The organism is Rhizobium sp. 01T417 (assembly GCF_056398905.1).
This window is the reverse complement of the sequence record NZ_JBFTQH010000011.1, coordinates 111,635-134,748: the sequence shown is the minus strand read 5'-3', so window position 1 is coordinate 134,748 and position 23,114 is coordinate 111,635. Positions and strand designations below refer to the sequence as shown.

The 23,114-nt window shown below is 60.8% G+C and carries 21 protein-coding genes; 8 read left to right on the top strand and 13 right to left on the bottom strand.

Annotated features, from left to right (window positions below; all coding sequences use genetic code 11):
• Positions 1-11: 11 nt before the first annotated feature.
• From AC1DPR_RS13925 to AC1DPR_RS13885, 9 genes are all read right to left on the bottom strand, one after another.
• Positions 12-995, bottom strand: a complete 984-nt coding sequence (locus AC1DPR_RS13925) for an ABC transporter ATP-binding protein (RefSeq protein WP_477816541.1) — start codon at positions 993-995, stop codon at positions 12-14.
• Positions 992-2,008, bottom strand: a complete 1,017-nt coding sequence (locus AC1DPR_RS13920; RefSeq protein WP_477816540.1) for an ABC transporter ATP-binding protein — start codon at positions 2,006-2,008, stop codon at positions 992-994. Before AC1DPR_RS13920 ends, AC1DPR_RS13925 begins: the two co-directional genes overlap by 4 nt.
• A gap of 89 nt (positions 2,009-2,097) precedes the next feature.
• Entirely contained in the window at positions 2,098-3,726 is a 1,629-nt protein-coding gene (locus tag AC1DPR_RS13915) for an ABC transporter substrate-binding protein (RefSeq protein WP_477816539.1), read from the bottom strand.
• A gap of 266 nt (positions 3,727-3,992) precedes the next feature.
• Positions 3,993-4,949 (bottom strand): sugar-binding transcriptional regulator, encoded by a 957-nt coding sequence (locus AC1DPR_RS13910; RefSeq protein ID WP_477816538.1) that lies wholly within the window; start codon positions 4,947-4,949, stop codon positions 3,993-3,995.
• A 54-nt stretch (positions 4,950-5,003) separates the two neighbouring features.
• Positions 5,004-5,708 (bottom strand): HAD-IA family hydrolase, encoded by a 705-nt coding sequence (locus AC1DPR_RS13905; RefSeq protein ID WP_018858063.1) that lies wholly within the window; start codon positions 5,706-5,708, stop codon positions 5,004-5,006.
• Between the two features lie 72 nt (positions 5,709-5,780).
• The gene (locus AC1DPR_RS13900; protein WP_477816537.1) at positions 5,781-6,530 is read right to left on the bottom strand and encodes a glycerophosphodiester phosphodiesterase family protein; all 750 of its coding nucleotides are present in this window, start codon (positions 6,528-6,530) and stop codon (positions 5,781-5,783) included.
• Positions 6,531-7,099: 569 nt separating this feature from the next.
• Complete coding sequence (locus AC1DPR_RS13895) at positions 7,100-9,394, bottom strand: xanthine dehydrogenase family protein molybdopterin-binding subunit (protein ID WP_477816536.1); 2,295 nt, start codon at positions 9,392-9,394, stop codon at positions 7,100-7,102.
• On the bottom strand, positions 9,391-10,374 hold the full coding sequence (locus AC1DPR_RS13890) for an FAD binding domain-containing protein (RefSeq protein WP_477816535.1): 984 nt from the start codon (positions 10,372-10,374) through the stop codon (positions 9,391-9,393). The genes AC1DPR_RS13895 and AC1DPR_RS13890 overlap by 4 nt, the downstream gene beginning before the upstream one ends.
• Positions 10,374-10,847 (bottom strand): 2Fe-2S iron-sulfur cluster-binding protein, encoded by a 474-nt coding sequence (locus AC1DPR_RS13885; protein ID WP_112647604.1) that lies wholly within the window; start codon positions 10,845-10,847, stop codon positions 10,374-10,376. The genes AC1DPR_RS13890 and AC1DPR_RS13885 overlap by 1 nt, the downstream gene beginning before the upstream one ends.
• 234 nt (positions 10,848-11,081) lie before the next feature.
• On the opposite strand from AC1DPR_RS13885, the gene AC1DPR_RS13880 reads away from it, so the two are divergent.
• The gene (locus AC1DPR_RS13880; protein ID WP_477816534.1) at positions 11,082-11,675 is read left to right on the top strand and encodes a TetR/AcrR family transcriptional regulator; all 594 of its coding nucleotides are present in this window, start codon (positions 11,082-11,084) and stop codon (positions 11,673-11,675) included.
• A 57-nt stretch (positions 11,676-11,732) separates the two neighbouring features.
• Here AC1DPR_RS13880 and minE read toward each other — a convergent pair whose 3' ends face one another.
• From minE to AC1DPR_RS13860, 4 genes are all read right to left on the bottom strand, one after another.
• A complete protein-coding gene (gene minE / locus AC1DPR_RS13875; RefSeq protein WP_018858057.1) occupies positions 11,733-11,993 on the bottom strand; it encodes a cell division topological specificity factor MinE in 261 nt (86 codons plus the stop codon).
• The gene (minD, locus tag AC1DPR_RS13870; RefSeq protein WP_477816533.1) at positions 11,990-12,808 is read right to left on the bottom strand and encodes a septum site-determining protein MinD; all 819 of its coding nucleotides are present in this window, start codon (positions 12,806-12,808) and stop codon (positions 11,990-11,992) included. Before minD ends, minE begins: the two co-directional genes overlap by 4 nt.
• Positions 12,809-12,840: 32 nt before the next feature.
• Complete coding sequence (gene minC / locus AC1DPR_RS13865) at positions 12,841-13,566, bottom strand: septum site-determining protein MinC (protein ID WP_113471831.1); 726 nt, start codon at positions 13,564-13,566, stop codon at positions 12,841-12,843.
• A gap of 287 nt (positions 13,567-13,853) precedes the next feature.
• Positions 13,854-13,991 (bottom strand): DUF1127 domain-containing protein, encoded by a 138-nt coding sequence (locus AC1DPR_RS13860; RefSeq protein ID WP_018858054.1) that lies wholly within the window; start codon positions 13,989-13,991, stop codon positions 13,854-13,856.
• 351 nt (positions 13,992-14,342) lie between these two features.
• Between AC1DPR_RS13860 and AC1DPR_RS13855 the strand changes: the two genes are divergently transcribed.
• The 7 genes from AC1DPR_RS13855 (at position 14,343) to AC1DPR_RS13825 (ending at position 23,096) form a co-directional block, all read left to right on the top strand.
• On the top strand, positions 14,343-16,424 hold the full coding sequence (locus AC1DPR_RS13855; protein ID WP_477816532.1) for an alpha-ketoacid dehydrogenase subunit alpha/beta: 2,082 nt from the start codon (positions 14,343-14,345) through the stop codon (positions 16,422-16,424).
• 3 nt (positions 16,425-16,427) lie between these two features.
• On the top strand, positions 16,428-17,648 hold the full coding sequence (locus tag AC1DPR_RS13850) for a dihydrolipoamide acetyltransferase family protein (RefSeq protein ID WP_477816531.1): 1,221 nt from the start codon (positions 16,428-16,430) through the stop codon (positions 17,646-17,648).
• A gap of 234 nt (positions 17,649-17,882) precedes the next feature.
• A complete protein-coding gene (locus tag AC1DPR_RS13845; RefSeq protein ID WP_477816530.1) occupies positions 17,883-19,064 on the top strand; it encodes a helix-turn-helix domain-containing protein in 1,182 nt (393 codons plus the stop codon).
• 322 nt (positions 19,065-19,386) lie between these two features.
• Complete coding sequence (locus AC1DPR_RS13840) at positions 19,387-19,608, top strand: hypothetical protein (RefSeq protein WP_477816529.1); 222 nt, start codon at positions 19,387-19,389, stop codon at positions 19,606-19,608.
• 354 nt (positions 19,609-19,962) lie between these two features.
• The gene (locus AC1DPR_RS13835) at positions 19,963-20,340 is read left to right on the top strand and encodes a VOC family protein (protein WP_477816528.1); all 378 of its coding nucleotides are present in this window, start codon (positions 19,963-19,965) and stop codon (positions 20,338-20,340) included.
• 50 nt (positions 20,341-20,390) lie between these two features.
• A complete protein-coding gene (locus tag AC1DPR_RS13830) occupies positions 20,391-21,938 on the top strand; it encodes a DHA2 family efflux MFS transporter permease subunit (protein WP_477816527.1) in 1,548 nt (515 codons plus the stop codon).
• Positions 21,939-22,073: 135 nt separating this feature from the next.
• Positions 22,074-23,096, top strand: coding sequence for an LLM class flavin-dependent oxidoreductase (locus AC1DPR_RS13825; RefSeq protein WP_018858047.1), 1,023 nt, complete (start codon positions 22,074-22,076; stop codon positions 23,094-23,096).
• Positions 23,097-23,114 lie beyond the last annotated feature (18 nt).

Sequence of the window (23,114 nt, the reverse complement as noted above, 5' to 3'; positions counted from 1 at the left end):
TTGAGCCTTCCCTATGCTGCAGTCCGGGCGTCTTCGCCCGCTGTCACGTGGCACGCCACTGTCCGCTCGTGCCCGACGGTCTTCAGCTGAGGCGCGTCGATACGGCAGAGATCGCGCGCCAGCGGGCAGCGCGGATGAAAGGCGCAGCCTGACGGTCGATTTGCCGGATTGGGCGGCTCGCCCTGAAGGATCGTGCGTCCTTGCAGCGGGATGCCTGCACGCGGTACGCTCGATACCAGTGCACGCGTGTAGGGATGCATCGGCGAATGGAAGATCACGTCAGCCGATGCCTCTTCGACGACACGGCCGAGATACATGACGGCAACCTTATCGGCCATGTTGCGCACCACCTTGAGGTCATGGCTGATGAATACCATTGCGATGCCGTGCTGCTGCTGAAGATCGCGAAGCATGTTGATGATCTGGGCCTGGATGGAGACGTCGAGTGCCGAAACCGGTTCGTCGCACACCAGAAGCTTCGGGCGGGAAGCGATTGCGCGCGCGATCACGGCGCGCTGGCGTTGGCCACCTGACAATTCGTGCGGGAAGCGTGTGGCCTGATCCGGCCGAAGGCCAACCGCGTTCATCAGTTCCGCAACCCGTGCGGCGCGATGTTCCCTTGGGATCAGCCGGTGGATTTCCAGCGGTTCGGACAGCTGCGTTGCGATCGTCAGGCGTCGGTCGAGGGCTGCGAGCGGATCCTGGTAGACAAGTTGCATCTTTGCCCGCAGCTTGCGCCACTCCGGGGTTCTGCTTACCGGCATTGGCTTGCCATCGAACACGACCTCGCCTTCCTGTGCGGCGTCGATCCCGAGCAGCATGCGTCCGAGCGTCGACTTTCCCGAGCCAGACTCTCCGACGATGCCAAGGGTCTCGCCGGGCATGACGGCAAGCGAGATACCGTCGACGGCGCGCACCGGTGTCGGGCGACCAAACAGTCCACGGCGGACATGGTAGATGCGAACGAGGTCGCGGACTTCGATCAACGGCGTCAATGCATCATCCCCTCTGCGATGCGGTCTCTCGTCTCGGCGGCAATCGCCGCTGGCGGGACCGGCCGAGCACATGCGAGCTGGCGTCCACGGCCGATCGAAACAAGCCGCGGCAACTCGTGATTGCATGCCTCGACAGCGCGAGGACAGCGCGGCGAAAAGGAGCATCCTTTGGGCAGGTTCCGTGGATCCGGTACAGTCCCTGCAATCGGGATCAAACGTTGCCGCGGACCATCGATACCTGGAATGGCGTCGAAGAGACCGCGGGTATAAGGATGGCGTGGCTCAGCGAAAAGCTCGTCCACCATCCCTTCCTCGACAATGCGCCCGGCATACATGACGCAGACTCGCTCGCAAACCTGCGACACCGCGCCGAGGTCGTGACTGATGAAAACGGTCGCCATGCCCGTCTCGGTCCTGAGAGAGGTCAACAGGTCCAGGATTTGCGCCTGGATTGTCGCGTCGAGCGCTGTCGTCGGCTCGTCGGCGATCAGCAGATCCGGCTCGCCGGCAAGGGCCATCGCAATCATCAACCGCTGGCACTGTCCGCCTGAGAATTCATGCGGATAAAGGTCAAAACGGCGCCGCACATCCGGGATGCCGACCATATCCATGAGCCGCCATGCTTCAGTCTTTGCCGCCTCGCCGCGAAGGCCGCGATGAATGACAAGCGCCTCGGTGATCTGGCGCCCGATCTTCAGAACCGGATTGAGAGAGCTTGACGGGTCCTGGAAAATCATCGCGACGCGTCCGCCTCGGACTTGCTCCAGCGCGGAACGAGGCGCGGCGAGCAATTCCTGCCCGTCGATCTTGACCGATCCCATGACGCTCGCCTTGCCGGGCAACAGACCGAGCGCCGCAAGCCATGTCACCGACTTGCCGCAGCCCGATTCACCGACCAGGCCGACGGCCTCTCCTTTTGCAATGTCGAGATCGATCCCATGCAGTACCTGCACGCTATCGAAAGCGACTTTCAGCCCGCGCATTTCCACGAGCTTGGCGGCAGCTGTGCTCATCGGCTCACCCTTCCTGTCGGCGGTTGCGTTCGTAACGAACCAAATGGATCCGGCGGTTGGTCGCCGCCGGATCCGGTTCATCGCTGAGATCAGCTCGGCCAGTTGTTGGCGCGGAAGTCCATTGCAAAGGCGGGAGCGGCCTTCCACTTGAGCGACGACTTCATGCCGGTGAAGACAGCGTTCTGATGCAAGACCTGGTAGACGGGGTCTTCGCGCTCGCAGATCTCGAGCATGCGGGCGAAGGCCTTCTTGCGCTGCGCGCGGTCGGTGCTGGTTTCCAGGATCTGAGACATCTGGTTGACCTCGGCATTCGACCAGTCCTTCTTCTGCTGGACTTCGCCGTTCGGGCCAAACTGGGCAACGATCGAGGAGACGGGATCGTTGAAGTTGGCTGAGGCCGACCAGTCGCGTACCCCCTTGACGCCCGCCGGATCGTGGATCTGGCCCCAGTTTTCCTTCATCTCTATCTCGACGTTGAGACCGACCTGCTTCCACATCTCCACCATGATCTGACCGTTGGCGGTCTGGTTGGTGTAGTAGTTGTTGAGCAGGCGGAAGGGGATCGCGTCGCCCTTGTAGTTCGCCTGCTTCAGAAGGTCCTGGGCGAGAGCCGGATTGTATTCCGGAACGGACCAGCCTTCGACGAACATGTCGCCGTAGAACGGAAACTGCAGGCCTGCCGGGATCTTCGTCTGGCCAGCCCACAGCGCGTCGACGATCGCCTGGCGGTCGATCGAATGCGTCATGGCGCGGCGGACCAGCGGGTTCTGCAGGATCGGATTCTGGATATTGAAGACCGAGATGCGGTGATTGTTGATCGTCGAACCCTGCACCTCGAAGCCAGGAGCCGCCTGAACGGCTGCGATCTGGTCGGGAGGAAGGTCGCATGCGAAATCATACTCACCGGAAAGCAGACCGTTGACGCGCGAGGCGACTTCGGGAACTTCGACAAAGCGGATCTGTTCGAGCGGCGGGCGACCGCCCCAATATTCGTCAAAGGCCACGAGTGTCAGCGACACATCGGGTTTGAACTCGGCGACCATGTAGGGACCTGTCGTGACCGGCTTGCGGGCCCAATCGACATAGGTCCCAGCTTCGTCCCAGGCCCGACGATTGGCGATCTGGCTGCCGAAAGCGTAGAGGCGGCCTTCGAGCGTCACGTCAGGCGTCGCGTTGTGGAAGCGAACCGTGTACTTGTCGACGGCTTCGACGCCAGCGAGCGCCGGCCACAGACGACGGCCGACGCCCGGTACCGCTGCCGGCAATTCCTTGACGGACGTCGGCTTGTTGTCGTTTTCGAAGATCGTCTTGCCGCCTGCCGGCTGCGTGCTGCCGAACACGCGCTGGGAGGAAAAGCTGAAGGCGACATCGTCAGCAGTCAACTCGTCGCCGTTGTGGAACCTCACGCCCTGACGCAGCTTGAGTTCCAGCATCTTGTCGTCGATGCGCTTCCACTCTGTGGCGAGACCGGCAACTGGACCCTGATTGCCCATCCAGTCACGCAGGATCAAACCTTCCCAGAGGTTGGGGAAGAAAACTCGCTCGCCGACATTCGACTGCTCGTTCCAGATATCAAGCGTGTTGTTATTGGTGATTTTCTGCACGGCGATCGTCACGGACGGCCGCTTGCCTTGGCTCAACGCGAAGCGTGGCAAAATCGCGGTGCCTGCAGTTGCGCCAAGCAGCCCCAGGACGTTGCGTCGATTGATAGAAAGCACGAAGGTCTCCCTTTGACGAAGTTTTGACGGAAATGGATCGGTCATAATGTCGCGGTGTTTTATGGCAGACTGCATGTCGGTTTCTTGATGAAACGATGAAGTTTACGTGACATTTAAGGTGCTGTATTTGTTAACTTATCTCGATTTACCCAGGCATCGAATTCCGCCCCCAATCCGTCTGGATTTTGGTTCACGGGCTCTTCGTCGAGCCAAGGCGAGCGATGCACAATTCGCCGATCAAGTCGCCCCTTCGGGCGCCCCGACCCTTATGATCCCAGCAGGCTCTGCGCAGTAATCTCGTCGGTCATCAGACCGTTGATCAGGCGTCCCTTCAGGGCAGCCTGGATCGCCGCCAGTTTTTGTTGACCCTTCGCCACACCGATCACCAATGTCCTGCTGCAGGATGGAATGGGCGCACTCGCGACGCGATCGTTGGTAATGCCTTCAATTAGCTTGCCGTCCTTGTCGAACGTCCACCCGACAATCTCTCCGACTGCGCCTGCCTGGTGCAGGAGCTTCAGTTCGTCCTTCAGGATGAAACCATCAAGGAAAAGAGGCGCCTGAACGCCAACGTCCCCAATGCCGACAAAGGCAACGTCAGCGCGTGCGGCAAGCGATACTGTCTGGCGGACTACGGGCTGGTTGTGAAGGACCACCCGTTCCTGTCGCGACGAGGCGATAACCGGAACCGGCATTGGAAAGCATTTCGCCGTGATCAGGTCGGCAAGTTTGAAGACCACATTATAGAACCAGACCGAGCCTTCGCGGGTGATATTGCCGGTCAAGGAAACGATCTTGTGCTGGCGTGCTTCCATGGGCACCATTTCCTCGATAGCGGCCTTCAATGTGTGACCGGTACCAATGGCGATCACGGCAGGCTTGTTGCAAGCCAACCGGCGCTCGATTTCGGCAGCCGCCGCCTGGGCAAGGCCACCGCTCAAGCCCTGAGCCTGGTCGCCAGACGGAATGACTTCCACGAACTGCAGCGAAAACTTGCTCTTCAGCCTTGCTGCCATACTCATGCAGTGGCCAACCGGATGATCAAGCCGGATCTTGATCAAGCCCTGCGAGACAGCGCGCGACACGAGACGCTGGGCAGTTTGCCGGGAAACGCCGAGCTTTTGTGCGATCTCATCCTGGCTGTGCCCCCCTATGTAATAAAGCCAGCCAGCCTTGGCCGTGAAATCGAGCCGGCTGCCATGGTCATCTCGCCTTGCAATCATGTCGCCCCTCTCCCCGCTGGTTCATCCTCATCTGCGTCACGGCGTCGATCGACGTCACGCACCCACCTCGACCGATGGCCGGGCCTGGTGCTGGTTGCCGACTCGTCGCCGCAAGACATGCAGCAGCTCTTTGGCACCGAGAACGACCTCCTCGGCTCCTGCCGCAAACAACGCCTCGCGTCTGCCCGAACGCGGATCGTTTGGCGCCACGAAGCCGATTGCCGGCACACCGGCAGCAACTGCCGCCTGAATACCCGCTGCGCTGTCATCGATGACGATGCTGCGCGCGCTGCTCGCGTTCATTTTGGAGAGGCAGAACTGGATGAGATCCGGCGCGGGCTTTGGGGCGGCGACCATCTCGGCGCTGAATATGTTCGGGGCAAAGTGTGACCACAGATCGAGAAGGCCCAGGCTCTTTTTGAGGCGTTCGACCGTGCTGTTCGATGCGACACATTTTGCAACGTCGAGCCCATCGAGAACAGCGCTGATGCCCTCCATCGGCAGGAGGTCGCGGCGGAAGGCAGCAAATATTTCGGCATGCCATCCGGCAAAAACGGTATCGAGGTCGGCGCAGATGCGGCTGGCCAGAATCTGCCGCAAGTCAGCCTCCGACTTTCCGGTAAACTCGACAAGCACCTGGCGCGGCGTCATCTCCATGCCGGCCTGGGTTATGGCATGCGCAAGCGTGCGCGCCGCAATCGGTTCGCTATCGATCAGCACGCCGTCGCAATCAAAAATCAGAAGATCCAAATTACTCATAGGTTCGCTATTCAGGGTATTCCGTGGTTCGCATGTCTGCGTGCACAGGCCATTGCTGGGAGGCCCAGGTGATCAAGCGGCCGAATGCCGCGATCCGGCGCGCACCGCCAGGGCCAGGGCTGGATCATCGCTGGTGATCCAGCCGACGCCCTGCCCGAGCCACTGTTCGATCTCCTCTTGCTCATTCAACACCCAGCAGCAGAGACGATCGCGTGAAATGATCGCGGCAACCTCGTGAAAGGTTGCGGCCAGCAGCGACTTCTCGATGGCAACGAGGCCGGCGACTTCCGCAGCTTTGGTGAAGGTCGCAGCCGCACCCAGCGCCTCGGCGGACTTGGCATTGATCGAGCACAGGCGGCCGATTTCGGGAGCAACCTCTTGGCACCGTGCGAGAACCCCCAGATTGAAGCTTGTCAGCAGGCTGCGCCCGGCAAGCCCGTGACGTCGAATGGCCGCTGCCGCCAGGGCCTCAAGCCCTTCGTAATGCGCTCCATCCGCGTCGGCTTTCAGCTCGACATGAAGTTCGACGGGTCTCGAGGAAGCAAACAGAGCAAGCACCTCGTCAAGGGTCGGGATTGACTCCTGCGATCCTTTGAGGCGGGTCGCCTGATGATCGGAAGGTGACAAAGCCCGGACCTTGCCCGCTCCCTCGGTCGTACGCTCAAGCGTGGCGTCGTGAATGACGACGAGTTCACCGGCGTCGGTCAAATGCACATCAAATTCGATCGCATCGACAGGGAGTTCCAAGGTTTTTCTGAAACCCTCAATCGAATTTTCGGCCCATTTGTTTCGTGCTCCGCGATGGCCAACGATTTTCGTCATGGGAAATACCTTCCGTAAAGATCTACTGGTCGAAAGTGCCGCCTTCCGGAAGCGACGCTTGTCTGCCAGCGATGTGACAGGCACCGTCACGTCTCGCGGCCAAGGCGACAGGAGCGAAGTACCGACGCTTCCAGAGGCTGGGATCGCGTGGGGCCCTCGGTCTGCGCTTTAGCCGCCTAACGGACAGCGTTAGCGGCCCGGTATAGTGAGTGCAGATAACCGTTGCGTGACATCTACCTCCACGAATGAGCAAATGCTCAATTCCGGGAACACGGCGCTGATCGGGTTCAAAATTTGCGGTGCGGTTAGCGGCATTGAAGCGGCTTCATGTGCCTGAATGCCAATGGCTGCCGTCGATGCTGAGATATCAGCGACGCCTTGTGATTCGACATCCTTCCGGTAGGTGCGAAATCACGACCGGCCAGGCACCAGGCACGGTCGCGGATGTATTTTTCCATAAGGGAATCATTCCCGCGCAATCCAATCACGGATGCGCGGGAACTCGCCATACGCGCTTTACGCTGCACGGCCCGTCGCCTGCGCAGAACGCAAGCCGACGAAGCCACTCGTCACTGCAGCTTCTCAAGCGTTATCGGCAGGTCGCGAACCCGCCTGCCGGTGGCGTGAAAGACGGCATTGGCGATTGCCGGCGCAACGCCGACAATGCCGACTTCGCCGACACCCTTGCCCCCGAGCACCGAGGCGTTGAGGTCGGGGATGCCAACGGAGATTACCTCGATCGGCGGAATGTCGGCATTGGTCGCAACGAGGTAGTCACCGAGGTTGTTGTTGATGACGCGCCCGTTGCGCGGGTCAACCAGGCCTTCCTCGAGCAGCGCCTGACCGATCCCCATGATGATCCCACCACGCCATTGGCTTTCGGTAAGCTTGGGGTTGTAGATCCTGCCGCAATCGAAGGCCGAGACCATGCGGGAGACACGGACGGTACCGAAATCCTCATCCACCTTCACTTCCACAAAATGCGCGCACCAGCTGTGCATGGCGAACTCGCCCGCAGTCGGCCCCTTGATGCTTGTCATCGTGGTCCAGGCTTTCCGGTGACCTTCCGGCCCCTGCTCTCCGTCAGGAAGAGTGTTTCGCCGTGTCTCAACGCTGTCGCGGCCAAGAGCTGTCATCAGCTCCGGGATGGAGACCGAAAGCCCCCCGTCTCTAGGAACTGAAATCCGACCGCTCGCGAGTGTCAACGTATTGGCGCCGGTATCACGGAAAGGAGAGGCACTGTCGTTGAGGGCAAGCTCGATCAGTTCGTCGCGGGCAGCCGATGCTGCCTTGTGGACGGCCCCGGTGATTGCACCGGCAAGCATCGAGCCGCCAGCAACCGTAGCGCCGGGAAGCGATGAGTCGCCAAGCCGGACATTGATGCTTTCGACCGGAACACCGAGCACTTCAGCCGCGGTTTGGGCGAGGATCGTGTAAGTGCCCTGTCCCATGTCGATCGCGCCACTGACGACTTCCACCGAACCATCGGCGAGAATTCGGATCAGTGCCTCGCTCGAAGCGCGCAGAACCGGGAACGTTCCGCACGCCACCCCCCAGCCGATCAGTTGTCTGCCATCTCGCATCGAGCGTGGCTCGAAGCTGCGGCGTGACCATCCGAACGCCTTGCCGCCCTCGGCAAGCGCCTCGCGCAAGCGGCGGGTCGACCACGGCTTGCCGGACTGTGGGTCCGCCTCGGCGTAATTGCGCAACCTGAGTTCGACAGGATCGATCCCGACCGCGTAGGCGAGCTCATCCATGGCGCTTTCCAGGCCGAAGGCGCTTGGATTCTTGCCAGGAGCGCGCAGAGCTCCCGGCACAACCGTATTGACAGGAACGATGCTGTGTTTCGCGCTGAAATTCTCCACAGCGTACATCAGTGGCGTCGCCGCGTTTGTCTGCTCGGGAAAATCGGCGTAAGTCGCTGTCTCGCTGGCACCCCGATGCACGATGGACTGCAGCACGCCATCGGCGTTGGCGCCAAGAGCGATTGTCTGCCTGGTCGCGGCACGACCACCATAGGCCGTAAAAGTCTGCGGGCGCGCAACAGCGAGCTTTACCGCTCGCCCAAGCTTGCGCGCTGCCGCCGTTGCTACGGCGCCATAGGCATAGGCTGTTGCCTTGGAGCCGAAGCCACCACCGATAAAGGGCGAGACGATACGCACATTTTCAGGGGGCAGTCCGTACCACTCGGCATAGGTGCGGGCCATCCCGTGCGTCCATTGGCTCGGTTCCCAGATGGTCAGCTGATCACCGTCCCATTTGGCAATCAGGCCATGCGGCTCGATCGTCACGTGATATTCGCGTGGCGTTCGATACTGTGCCTCGACACGCACCGCGGAGGCGGCGAGCGCAGCCTCGGCATCGCCCCAGCTCACCGTTAGCGCATCGAGCAGCTTTCCTTCTCCGGCTTCTGGGTCATCGAGATCGACGACCGCCGGCCCTTCCTCGTAGGTGATGTCGACCAACCTTGCCGCTTCGGTTGCCTGCTCCAGTGTTTCCGCGATCACGGCAGCAACCGCCTGACCGTTGAAGCTGACATTGTGCGAAAGGGGATGGTAGGGCTGGTTGTCCGGCCGGTTTCCGTACCAGTCGGACGCCACCTTCAGGCCGAGATCGACATCGGGTGTCAGCACCAGTAGCGTGCCTGGAGCAGCCTCTGACCGCGTCGTGTCGACCGTTACAACCCGACCGGCAGCAATCCGGCTCTGCACCAGGACAGCATAGGCCAAGCCCTCGACTGGCTGTTCCAAAGCATAGGTAGCGCTGCCGGTGATCTTCAGCTTTCCATCGAAGCGCGAGAGGCGACCGCCGATCGTACCGTCGGAAGCATCACCACGTTTGTTTCGGGGTTCCATGATGGTCATGCAAGACCTCCCAGATTGAGGATGGCGCGCGCAATGACGCGCGGCGCGAGTTCGATCTTGTAGCGATTGGCGCCATGCGCGATGGCGCCATCCATCGCCAGTCTGCTTGCCTTCTCGATGATACCGGCATCGAGGGGCTTCCCAATCAGAGCCTCCTCGACGGTTCGTGCACGCCAGGGCTTGGTGGCAACGCCACCCAACGCGACGCGGATGTCGCGGACCGTCCTGCCGTCTGGCTCCATCTCGAGACCGACGGCAGCGCTTGCAGCTGCGAATTCATAGGACTGGCGGTCCCGGATCTTGAGATAGGTCGAATGTCTCGCGATTGGCGAAGCCGGAATGAGGACCGCAACCACCATCTCGCCGCGCTCAAGGATGGTTTCACGATCGGGTGTGTCGCCGGGAAGCACGAAGAATTCGTCAGCTGTCACCTTTCGGCCACCGAGGTCGATCGTGGCGTCCAGTGCAACCAGCGCAACGGCGAGATCCCCCGGATAGACAGCAATGCACGCCTCGCTGGTACCCAGCACGGCATGATTTCGGGTCACACCCCCGATCGCCGAGCAGCCGGAACCGGGGTTGCGCTTGTTGCAGGCAGAAAACGTCGCAGGGTCACGGAAATAGGGGCACCGCGTACGCTGCAGAAGATTGCCGCCTATCGTCGCCATATTGCGCAACTGAGGAGAGGCCGCCAGCAAGAGCGACTGCGAAACGGCCGGATAGTCGGCCCGTATTCCTGGGCTGCGGGCCACATCTTCCATTTTCGCCAGCGCGCCAATAGTAACGCCATCAGCATCCGCCGCAATCTGCGACAGGCCCGAGAGGTGACTGATATCGACGACTGAATCGGGTTCCGCAACACCACATTTTGCCAGGTCGAGAAGCGTCGTGCCGCCGGCAAGCAGCATCGCGCCTGGCTGCGTGGCATGCTGGCGGGCGTCGTCGAGCGAACCCGCCCGGAAATAGCTGAAGTCCCTCATCACGCCATCTCCGCCGCTTCGCGGACCGCCGCCACGATATGATTATAGGCGCCGCACCGACAGAGATTTCCGGCCATGTATTCCCGGATTTCGTCGTCCGAGCCCGCTCGCCCCTCGCGGATGCAGGCGACGGCCGACATGATCTGGCCCGGCGTGCAGTAGCCGCACTGGAAGGCGTCATGTTCCAGGAAGGCGGTCTGTACCGGATGCAGGTCGCCGCTTTCGGCCGCAAGTCCTTCGATCGTCGTGATGCTTCGCCCTTCGACCTGGGCGGCGAGCGTCAGACAGGCGAGTACGCGTTTGCCGTCGACGTGGACGGTGCATGCGCCGCACTGCCCCTGGTCGCAACCCTTCTTCGTGCCAGTAAGGCCAAGTTGCTCACGCAGTGCGTCGAGCAACATCACGCGCGGTTCGACATCGAGATCATGCCGCCGTCCGTTGATGTCCAGGGAAAGATGAACCGTTCGTGTCATGATAAGCTCCTGCTATCGTCACGAGATTGGAGGTAAATCCAGAAAGAGGGTGGCCGCCGGGAATAGGAGCGCTACCTAAACTCACGGGAAGCAAGTCTGGGCACGTTTCGACATGACATCCTGCCCCCTTCTGGATTAAGAGGTAAAAGGCACCTCCTCACAAACGGAGGCGCCTCCGTTTAATCTAGTGACTTGCCGGTTGCCGTCAAGTCCGGAATGCGCTTGGAGCTTATTTTGGCCTCGGCACCGCCGAACACAGCACAGTCGACACCGCCGCCACTGCGCGCCGACGCCCGTCGTAATCGTGAGAGGCTCGTCGAAGTCGCCGCCGCCGTCTTTGCGGAAGCTGGCGTCGAAACATCGCTGGAAGACATTGCCCGCCGGGCCGGCGTCGGCATTGGAACGCTCTACCGGCATTTTCCAACGCGCGAGCATCTGGTTGAGGTGGTCTATCGGCGGGAACTGGAAAGCCTCGCCGCGGCGGCGGCGGATCTCGCGGCAAGTCACGCGCCTGACGCTGCGCTGGAAGAATGGATGCGCCGCTTTGTAGGCTACATTGCCGCAAAGCGGGGGATGGCAAGCAGCTTGAAAATCCTGATGGACTCCAACGCCTCGTTGTTTGCCGAAGGCAGCGGCATCCTGCGCGGCGCCGTTGAACGGCTCCTGAGAGCGGCAGCCGATCAGGGCCTCATTCGAAACGATATCGACACGAGCGACCTTCTGCACGCCCTTTCGAGCATCTATTCGCTACCGGCATCTGCGGAGTGGCGGGATCGCTCGAACCGGCTGATCGGTCTCTTGATGGATGGGTTGCGGACGAAGAAGTAACGCCATCGCCAGGCTTTGCGCCAAGCGGGAGGCGGCGCTCGTGGCGCCGCCCCTTGCTCATGCTGCCCGGACGGTCGCGCCCAGTGGGATTTCGACGTCGATCTCGAGGATCGACATATGCTCGTCGCGATCCATCGTCACGCGAACCCGTTCGCTATCGACCTGCACGTGTTTGGCGATCACGGCGAGGATCTCCTCGCGCAGCAACGATACGAGATCGGATCCTGCCGAAACGCGCTCATGCGCGAGTAGAATCTGTAGTCGTTCCCGGGCCGCTGGCGCGGTCCTTTGCTTGCCAAAGATGCTGAAGATGCTCATGCAGCGGCCCTCCGTCCGAAGATCTTACCGAAGATGCCCCGCCTTTCTCCCGGAACGACGACTGGAAACTCCTCACCCGCCAGCCTGCGCGCAGCATCGAAATAGGCCATCGCCGGCGCGCTGCGGCTATCGGCCAGGGTCACGGGGGCACCGATGTTGGATGCGCGAAGCACATCCGAGCTTTCTGGGATGATGCCGAGAAGTGGGATGGAGAGGATCTCCAGCACGTCATCGACTTTCAGCATGTCACCGCGTTCTGCACGGTTGGGGTCGTAGCGCGTCAGGAGCAGATGTTTTTCCATCCGTTCTCCGCTTTCGGCCTTCGCGGTCTTCGAGTCGAGCAGCCCGATGATACGGTCGGAATCACGGACTGAAGAGACTTCGGGATTGGTGACGACGACGGCGACGTCGGCGTGGCGCATGGCAAGCGTGGCACCGCGCTCGATCCCGGCCGGGCTGTCGCAGATGATCCAGTCGAAATGACGCTTCAGGTCGTTGATAACGCGCTCCACGCCTTCGGCCGTCAGGTTGTCCTTGTCGCGCGTCTGGGATGCCGGCAGCAGGAAGAGCGTCTCAAGTCTCTTGTCACGGATCAGCGCCTGCGAAAGCTTCGCGTCCCCCTGGATGACGTTGATCAGATCGTACACGACCCTTCGCTCAGCGCCCATGACGAGATCGAGATTGCGCAGGCCGACGTCAAAGTCGACAACAGCGACTTTCTCGTTTCTTTGAGCCAAGGCTGCTCCGAGGGCTGCGGTGGATGTGGTCTTGCCCACTCCGCCCTTGCCCGAAGTGACGACGATGACTTTCCCCATCTTTCTCTCCTGTGTGATAGCCAGCTTCGGGCCTAGATAAGTTTCTCTGCCTTGATCGATTCGCCTTCCAGCCAAAGCTGAACGGGCTGTCCGCGAAGGTTCGGCGCTATGTCTTCCGCCATCTTGTAGATGCCATCTATCGCCACCAACTCTGCCTCAAGCTTGCGGCAGAAGATCCGCGCCGATGTATTTCCGACGGAGCCCGCCATGGCCCGCCCCCTCAGCGTCCCGTAGATATGAACCGAGCCACCGGCGATGATTTCCGAACCTGAAGCGACGGACCCGATGACCGTGACATCGCCTTCCGGAAAGATCAGCGACTGGCCTGAACGGATCGGCTCGCGGATGACGATCGACTGCAACGCAGGTCGGGCCTCGACGGCCTCTGGCTGGGCGGCGCGAACATCGATGACCGGCTCCTGCTGCGGAACCTCGAAATCCGAAACCGGGCGCCCGCCCTTGAGGGCTGGGGGCATGCCGGGGCCGATCAGCGACGGGCGGCAGCCCTCGATCCCCATGATGCTGACGTTGCGCTGCGCCAGCTCGGCAATCAGGCCCTTCAGCTGCGCCCGGTCGATCTGGAGATCGCCGACGTCGAGCACGACCGGTCGCCCCAGGAAGAAGCCGGCGGAGCGCGCGGCAAGATCGTCTAGTCTTACGAGCCAGTCATCGAAGGGAAGATCTGGCGAAAGCATGACCGCCAGAAAAGAGCGGCCCTTGATACGGATCGAGCGAGCGTCAGTTAGCACTTTGGTCATCTATGTTAAGAAATCGTTGACTATTTCTATGTCTGATTTGGTTAACAAATAGTTAATTTCGGGCGCCCAGATCATTAACAGATCGCAAATCCTCTCACTGCAAATTCGAAGCCACTAGCCCATAATGCGCTGACAGCAGGCATCTTGGATCGCCACTCTGGGGTAGGATGCCTTCTCATAAAGGGGCTGGTGTCGCTGGCAGCGGACGCCAAGAACCTGCCAGGCAGTCCCTGAAACAATAAAGGCCCGCTTGGGCGGGCCTTGAGGTCTGGGTCTCGTTCGGTGCCTTAGCGGCCGTAAACCAGCCGCTTGATGTCGCCACGGCTGACGCCGATGTCCTTCAGCGCCGAGTCGTCAAGTCTGGAAAGATCTCTGTATGCCTTGCGGAGCTGAAGGAACTCTCCGATCTTGTTGCCGATTTTCATGTCATATCTCCTTGTGCGATGCACAATTATATAGCGCATTGCTTTATGAATGAGCATTTCGAAAAGCGCATATGAGGCATCTGGAATTTGCAGCCTCAAGATGCAGGTTGCGAAGGAAACCTGCACGATCCCCTCGGCGACACGCGGATCTGCACGACGATTCGATAGGCAGCCACCGGCAATACCGGCCAAACTGGAACCTTATCGAGAATGCCGAATTGATGGTGTGAAATATCGCCGTCTGGTGAAATGAACGTTTCATACCACCGCGCCTTTCGCGGAAAACTGAAACGAAATTTCTCCAAGGCTGTACTAACCTCCTCGTGGATCAGAGATTTGGGAGGATCGAAGATGGCACAGGCGACCGCGCTTATAATGCGTGGCAGGAACGCACCCGATGAGGGAATAGACTGGAAGCGCGTTACCTATCTCCTGCATCTCTCGCGCGTCCTTGACGAGATGGAAGAAACGCGGCTCGTCCCCGAGAAAAAGATCCTCTATCAGTTTTCCGCCCGCGGCCACGACATGGCGCAGATCATGCTCGGGCTGCAGCTGACGAACCGCCACGATGCTACCTGCGGCTACTATCGGTCACGCCCGCTGCTTTTGTCGCTCGGCGTCGATCCGGCCGATGCGCTCGGCTCGGCGATGGCGCGCGCCGGCGGCTATTCGGACGGTCGCGATATTGGCGTCGTCTTCAACTATCCGAACCGCGACGGCGCCTCAGCCCTGCCGATGTGCGGCGGTGTCGGCGCCCAGTACACCCCGACCGCGGGCTGGGCCCAGGCTATTCACTACCATGCAACGGTCCTCGGGGAGCATGACTACAGTGACGCGATAGCGGTCGTCCTTGGTGGAGATGGCTCGGTCGCATCGAATGGCTTCTGGTCGGCGCTGACAATCGCCACAACGCAGAAGCTGCCGATGTTGTTTTACGTCGAGGATAACGGCTTCGGGATCTCAGTTCCCTCCGATATGCAAACGCCGGGCGGAAACATTGCAGCCAATCTCGCGAGCTGGCGCGGCCTTGCCATCTTTGAAGGTGATGGCTGCGATCCCGCTGACGTGGCTCGCCTCACGCAAAACGCCGTCGGTTTCGTCCGCGAGCAGAGAATGCCGGCTCTCCTGCGGCTGACGGTTCCGCGGCTGGAGGGTCATAGCTTCCAGGACACCCAGTCCTACAAGAGTGAAGAGCTCGTAAAGGCGGAATGGGCCCGCGATCCGCTGCCTCGTCTGCGAGACTACCTGGTCCCCCTGGCAATCAGCGCGGACGAGTGGGAAGCCTGCAGGCTTGAGGCCGGCGACACTGCGGAAAAGGCACGCGCGGAGGCTGAAAGTCGAGCTTTCTCGTCTCCCGAAACCGTCACCCGCCATGTGTTCTTCGACGGGGAAATGCAGTCAATGGGCGGTCAGCACTGCGACGGCTACCAGGCTCCGGAATGCAGCAACGAGGCCGCGCCAGATGGCCAACGCATCAATATGGTCACGGCGATCAGGCGCACACTGGACCACGAATTGGCCACCAACCCACGCGTGGTGCTGTTTGGCGAGGACATTGGCCCGAAGGGCGGCGTTCACGCGGTCACGCTTGGACTCCAGGAGAAATTCGGCAAGGACCGTGTCTTTGACACATCGCTGTCGGAAGAAGGCATCGTCGGTCGCGCCGTCGGGATGGCGCTCGCGGGCCTCGTTCCCGTTCCCGAGATCCAGTTCCGCAAATACGCCGAGCCCGCAACCGAACAAATCAACGATTGCGGTACGATCCGCTGGCGCACCAACAACCGGTTCGCCGCGCCGGTCGTGCTGCGCGTGCCCGGCGGCTTTTTCAAATGCGGGGATCCGTGGCACAGCCAGACGAACGAGGTCGCCTTTATCCATCAACCAGGCTGGCAGGTTGCCGTTCCCTCGAACGCCGAAGACGCAGTCGGGCTGTTGCGAACGGCCCTGCGCGGGAACGATCCGGTGATCTTCTTCGAACATCGCGCCATGCTCGACCATCCATGGGCCCGTCGCCCCTACCCCGGCGACAACTTCGCGCTTCCCTTTGGCAAGGCACGCTTTACACGCAGGGGCGACGCAATCACGATCGTGACCTGGGGTGCCATGGTTCCGCGCTGCGAGGAAGCGGCAGAAGGCATCTCCGCCGATGTCATCGATCTGCGAACATTGATGCCGTGGGACCGCGAGAGCGTCATCTCGTCGGTTCGTCGCACACGGCGCTGCCTTATCGTCCATGAGGACCTTAAGACAGCCGGCTTCGGCGCGGAGATCGCCGCCGTCGTTGCTGACGAGACCTTCCTGGATCTCGACGCCCCAGTCTCGCGGTTGACGATGCCTGACATCCCGAGCCCGCACAATCCGTCCCTGCTCGAATGGGCACTGCCGTCCGTGGACCGCATCCGGCAGAAGATCACCGCCCTGGTGGAGTACTAGATCATGGTCGATTTCGCCGAAGTCCTCGTTCCCGTCGAACAGGAGGGTACGAAGACGGTCGTTCGCAACTGGCTGAAGCAACCGGGCGAGACTGTCGCCCTTGATGATCCCCTCGTCGAGCTTGAAACGGACAAGGTGACGCAGGAGATTTCCGCACCCGCGGCCGGGATACTTGACGAGATCGTCATGGCGTCGGGCACGGATGCGACGCCTGGCGCGGTTCTTGGCCGTATCCGCCTAAAAGCCGCCGCCGCTGGTGACAACCATGCGCGGGATACTCTCCCCTTGCCGTCCCGCGAGACAAGCGATGCAGGCGGGGACCGGTTCTCGCCGGCGGTACGCAGTGCCGGCGAGCAATACGACATCGACCCGGCTGCGGTGGTTGGCACCGGCAGGGACGGACGTGTCACGCGCTTGGATATGGATGCCGCGTTCGAAAAAAAGCAGCGACGCGACGGGGTACCGTCGTCCGTGAGCAGGCCGACCGGCTCCGAGCCGGCCACTCTCGCCCGCGATCAGATCAGTCACGGGTCGCGTATGGTCGCACATACGCCCATGCGGCTTTCCATCGCCCGGCACATGCTGGAGTCGCTTACGGCTGCCCCTCATGTCACATCGATCTTCGAGGCCGATTTCACGGCAGTCATCAGGCATCGCGAAAGGAACAAGGCGGCATTGGCCGCCGACGGCATCAATCTCTCCTATACGGCCTATATCATCGCCGCTTGCGTCGTGGCGATGCGGGCAGTACCGGAGATCAACAGCCGCTGGCATGAGGATCATCTGGAGGTCTTCGACGATATCAACATCGGCGTCGGCATGGCCCTCGGCGACAGGGGCCTGGTCGTCCCGGTGATCCAGCAAGCGCAGAGCCTCGCGTTACCCGCTGTCGCCGCCAGACTTCAAGACCTGACCAATCGCGGGCGTTCGGGTGGCCTGGCCAACGCCGACATGCGCGGCGGCACCTTCACCATCTCAAACCATGGCGTGTCTGGCTCGCTGGTCGCTACGCCCATCGTCATCAACCAGCCGCAGTCGGCAATTCTTGGCGTCGGAAAAATGGAGAAGCGCGTCGTCGTACGAGAGATCGACGGCGTCGACACCATCCAGATTCGACCAATGGCATATGTCTCGTTGACGATCGATCATCGCGCGCTGGACGCCCACCAGACAAATGCCTGGTTGACGTCTTTCGTTCAGACCCTGGAGGGCTGGCGGGAATAGCGCAGGCGGCTCGCAAATAGCCGCGCGCTGTGAGCTCGACTGGCGTGCCCCACTTATCACCCAAACGGCACCGTTGCATGCAGCACGCATCCACAATCGCGCGAGTGTGCATAACGGCGTCCTATGGTAGCGTTTTCATTGACTGCAACGCGACATGCGCTAGCTTTGACATAAGCTGATTCAATACTGGTGGGATAGCTAGGCCGTGCTCCCTGATCCGCTATGGAGACCGAATTGCCGGACGATGAACGATCTCGCCCCTCCCCTCCACACCCTGATGGCGGCAAGCGCGACGATAGCAAGACCGTGCAGGTGGAACGCCGTCGCTTTCCTCGCGAAACCAAACCGTCGGACGAGCACCCTGCGCCTCCTCCGGCATTGAAACCTCTGCGATTTTCCACGCGCGACCTGGAGCCGGCACAGCAATTTTCCGCCTGGCAGTCTTATGTCGCGCCACTTGTCGATATCAGGCGCCCGGACAGCATTCCCGCGGATACAGGTTTTGTGGCCGACCATGCAGTCTGGAACCTCGGCGGCATGCTTGTCGTTCAGCAAAGCACGCCCGCCCATAGCTATATGCGTTCGGAAGCGAAGGTTCGATCAAGCCCGATCGATCACTGGCATATCTCTGTATTGCGCGGCGGCCGAACATGGACGGAAGTTGGCGGACATGTTTCCGAGGGAGAGCCTGGAAATGTCGAATTGCGCAGTTTGGGGCAGCCCTTTCGTGGTCGATCGACGGACACCCAAACCCTGTCCCTCTACCTGCCTCGCGAATTGCTCCATCCCACCTCCGCTGTCGACATCAAGAACAACATCGCGCTCGTCGGAACACGCGCCAAACTGCTGATCGACTATCTGGATGGCGTCGAAACGAAGCTGGCACTGCTGGCTGAGGCGGATCTTTCTCATGTGGTACAGACCGTCCGCGATCTGATCCTGGCCTGTGTTTCATCATCGTCAGCACATGTCTCGTCGCCAGAACAAAGCAGCGCCTTGCCACTGAAGGAACGCGTCCACCGCTTCGTCCAGCACAATCTGATGTCACCCGACCTGACGACCGACCGTTTGTGCCGGGAACTGGGCGTCTCCCGCACGCGGCTCTACCAGGCTTTCGAGACAGACGGCGGTGTGCATCACTATATCCAGCGACGCCGGCTCTTGTCCGCGCACGCCGCATTGAGCGATACCTCCAACCGGCAACAAATCGCCGATATCGCCTTCGCGGCCGGCTTTTCCTCAGCCGCACATTTCAGCCGCGCCTTCAGCAAGGAATTCGGCTACAGCCCGCGTGAGGCGAGGACTTCGGGCATGCCGTCCAATATTGGCTATTCCGTCGAGCCGGTAGCCGAGGCTGAGAGTGGTCAGTCCTTCGACACATGGCTGAGAACGCTTGGGCACAACCGTCGAGCCTGAACGCGGTCATTGCGCTAACGCCTTGCGTCGGTCGCCTCCCCTTTCGCGCTGAATGCCCGCCACCGCAAGTTCCCGCGTTTTTGGGTCATGCCTCGTGCAAGGCGAGCACCCACGGCTGTGCCAATATCGCTCAACAGCGAGAGCACCAAGGCCGTCCCTGGAGCCGCAGAAATGTACGCTGCTGCAAGTTTCCGGATGCGTAGCTAACGACAAGATCCCAGTAACCCCTTAATAAAGAAGAATAATCGCAGTGCAGGCAGTGAGACGGAACGCACAAGGAAATGCGGCCGTCATCAGATGGGGCAACTTTCAGGGGCATATCATGGAACCGACCAACCCTACGATCCAGATCAGCAACCCTCAATATTCTACGAATGATCCGTACCGCGTCGTCGAGCGTGAGGAAGTCCTTGCACAGGCTTTTCGAGCTTTCGTGCAACGAGCCGTTGCTGCGGGATGGAAGGAACCCGAGGTCGCTCTGACCTTGGCCGATATCGCCGACGATTACGTAATGGCTCTCGCGCGAAGGGTTAAGGCGAACTAGCATCGAGTACCTTTCGCGTGCAGCACCACCTGAACGCGAAATGCCAGCATCTCTTCAGCGTGTCCGGGGCCTACCGCTTTGCACTAATGCAAGCGGTGGGCCTCGGTCGTTGAGCCCGACGCTGCGCGTTCCTGAGGGCCTATCAAACTCGCTTGGCGCCACAATCCATCAGTTTCTTTTCAAAGACTTCAGCCTGCTTTGGCAATGTTCCTGGCTGCCGTCAGTCCTCGGGGCAAAACCGGGATCGACAATTGAGCTCCATCATTTGCTTTACTGATGCGACGCTGTACAGTCGCGAGCGGCCCGATTGGCTGCGGCTCATCAAACACGAGCGCCGTCATAGAAGGAGGAATGATGTTTCATCATGTTTCTATCGGCGTGTCCGATCTCGAGCGTGCACGAAAATTCTACGACGCAGCACTTGAGCCGCTGGGCTATACGAGGCTTTCAACGAGTGACAGGTGGCTGGGCTACGGTGCTGAACAGCCCCAGCTCTGGATAAAGCTCGCCGAGCGGCCTGTCGTTCCCGACATGGAGTCGGGACTGCACTTCTGTTTTGTTGCCCCCAACGAGGAAGGCGTCAGAGCCTTCCACGCAAACGCAATGGCAGGCGGCGGGACTGACAACGGCGAACCGGGCATACGCCCCGAGTACGGATCGTTCTATTACGCAGCATTTGTCATCGATCCGGACGGCTATCGCCTGGAAGCGTTTTTCCGCCGTCCTGAGTGAAGGCCCGCAGCGCGGGCCGTCTTGAACCATCCCGATCGCAGGGCAACCGCATGTCGCAACACCTTGAGCCCGCCTCCTCTCATCCGCCTTCGGCGGTGATCTGGGTGGGCTTCATTGCGATGTGCATCGGGATGTTCATGGGGATCCTGGACATCCAGGTGGTCGCGACATCCCTGCCTACAATTCAGCAGGCCATCAATATCGATCCTGACCAGATGAGCTGGATCCAGACCGTCTATCTGATCGCAGAGGTGATCGCGATACCGTTGACCGGCTTGCTGACGCGTGTCCTGACGATGAGATGGCTGTTCGTCGCCTCCATAGGCTTGTTTGTCGTCGCTTCCACTGGCTGTGCGGCAAGCAACGACTTTGGCGAACTGGTTGCCTGGAGGGTCGTTCAGGGCTTTTCAGGTGGAACGCTGATCCCGGCGGTTTTTTCGGCCGTTTTCATCCTCTTTCCCAATGAGCGGCAGGCACTCGCCACGACAATCGCTGGGGTGCTGGCTGTCTTGGCACCGACGGTTGGACCGATCATCGGCGGCTGGCTGACGTCAACCTATTCGTGGCATTGGCTGTTCCTCATCAATATCGTTCCCGGCATTGTCTCGGCGCTGGTGGCGTGGCAGTTCCTGCCCCGGCAGAAGGGCGACGTGTCCGAACTGCGGCACCTCGATGGTCTGTCGCTCCTTATGATGGCGCTGGCGCTGGCGAGCCTGGAACTGGGATTGAAGGAGGCGCCGACGAGCGGCTGGATCTCGCCGTACGTCCTGAGCTTGCTAGCATTCAGCCTGGTATCGGGGTCTGCATTTGCATCCCGGTCGCTGCGCAGAACGCGTCCCATCGTCGACCTGCATCATTTCCGAGATCGGAATTTCTTGGTCGGATCCGCCCTCAGCTTCGTGCTCGGGATCGGCCTGTTCGGCTCGGTCTATCTCATGCCGGTGTTCCTTGCCTTCGTCAGAGGGCACAATGCCCTGGAAATCGGGATGACGATGCTGGTCACAGGCATAACGCAGCTGTTCACCGCACCGATCGCCGTTGCGCTGGAAAAGCGGACAGATCCGCGTCTGCTCTCGGCCGCAGGTTTCGGGTTGTTTGCGATCGGACTGGGGATGAGCGCATTCCATGATCCGCGCTCCGACTTCGATGCCATGTTCTGGCCGCAGGTCGTGCGCGGTGCCGCGATCATGTTCTGCCTCCTGCCGCCGACACGCCTCGCCCTCGGAACCTTGCCGGCATCGCGGGTGCCCGACGCAAGCGGCCTCTTCAATCTGATGCGTAATCTGGGCGGGGCGATCGGCATCGCCATGATCGATACGATCATCTACACGAGGTCGGAGCCGCTTGGGCAGAGACTATGGGATCAACTGCGGGCCGGCGATGCAGCCACGGCGGCGTTTATCGGGGCTCCGGCGGGAACGATCACAGGCAGCACCGGCGACTTCACACCGGACACGATCGCTGCGCTGGATCCGCTCGTACAGACAGCAGCAAGCGTCCAGGCGATCAACCAGGCTTGGCTGATCGTCGCCATACTGACAGGCTGCGCGCTGCTCTTCCTGCCTTTTGCAAGACGGCTGACCGCATCGCAGCCGTAGCGGCCGCTCATTTGGTGGACGTCAATCTCAAAGGATGAACAGAGCGTTCAATCGTCTTTTCGTGGCAGACGCTGCTCCCCATGTTATGCCCATCAAAATTCCCACCGCAAACCGCGATATCCAACGGGTAAAATCATGAAGAAAATCGGCTTTCTCTCCTTCGGCCACTGGGCGCCCTCGCCTCAATCAAAAACCCGCTCCGCGGGTGACGCGCTGCTCCAATCCATCGATCTTGCCGTTGCTGCCGAAGAACTCGGTGCGGACGGCGCGTATTTCCGCGTCCACCACTTTGCGCGGCAGCTGGCGTCGCCTTTTCCGCTCCTGGCGGCAGTCGGTGCGAAGACGAAGACCATAGAGACCGGCACCGCGGTCATCGACATGCGTTACGAGAACCCTCTCTACATGGCCGAGGACGCCGGTGCTGCCGATCTCATTGCCGGTGGCCGCCTGCAACTGGGGATCAGCCGCGGCTCTCCGGAGCAGGTCATCGATGGCTGGCGCTATTTCGGCTACCAGCCACAGGATGGTTCGAGCGATGCAGACATGGGCCGTGGCCATGCCGAGGTGTTCCTGGAAGCACTTAAAGGCGAAGGTTTTGCCCAACCGAACCCGCGTCCGATGTTTCCTAACCCGCCCGGCCTGCTGCGCCTTGAACCCTATTCGGAAGGATTGCGCGAGCGCATCTGGTGGGGCGCGGGGTCCAATGCAACTGCAATCTGGGCAGCCAAGCTCGGCATGAACCTGCAGAGTTCGACGCTGAAGGATGACGAAACCGGCGAACCCTTCCATGTCCAGCAGGCCGCACAAATCCGCGCCTACAGGGAGGCATGGAAGGCAGCCGGCCATACTCGCACCCCACGCGTGTCAGTCAGCCGCAGCATCTTCGCACTTGTCGACGATCGCGACCGCGCCTACTTCGGCCGCGGCGGCAAGGAACAGGATTCGATCGGCTATATCGACGAAAACACCAAGGCGATCTTTGGTCGCTCCTATGCGGCCGAACCTGAGGCGCTGGTCAAGCAGCTCTCCGAAGACGAAGCCATTGCCGAAGCCGACACCCTGTTGCTGACAGTCCCCAATCAACTCGGCGTCGAATACAACGCTCATGTGATCGAGGCGATCCTCAAACATGTGGCACCGGCGCTAGGCTGGCGTTAAGTCGGGCGCCGCATTGCT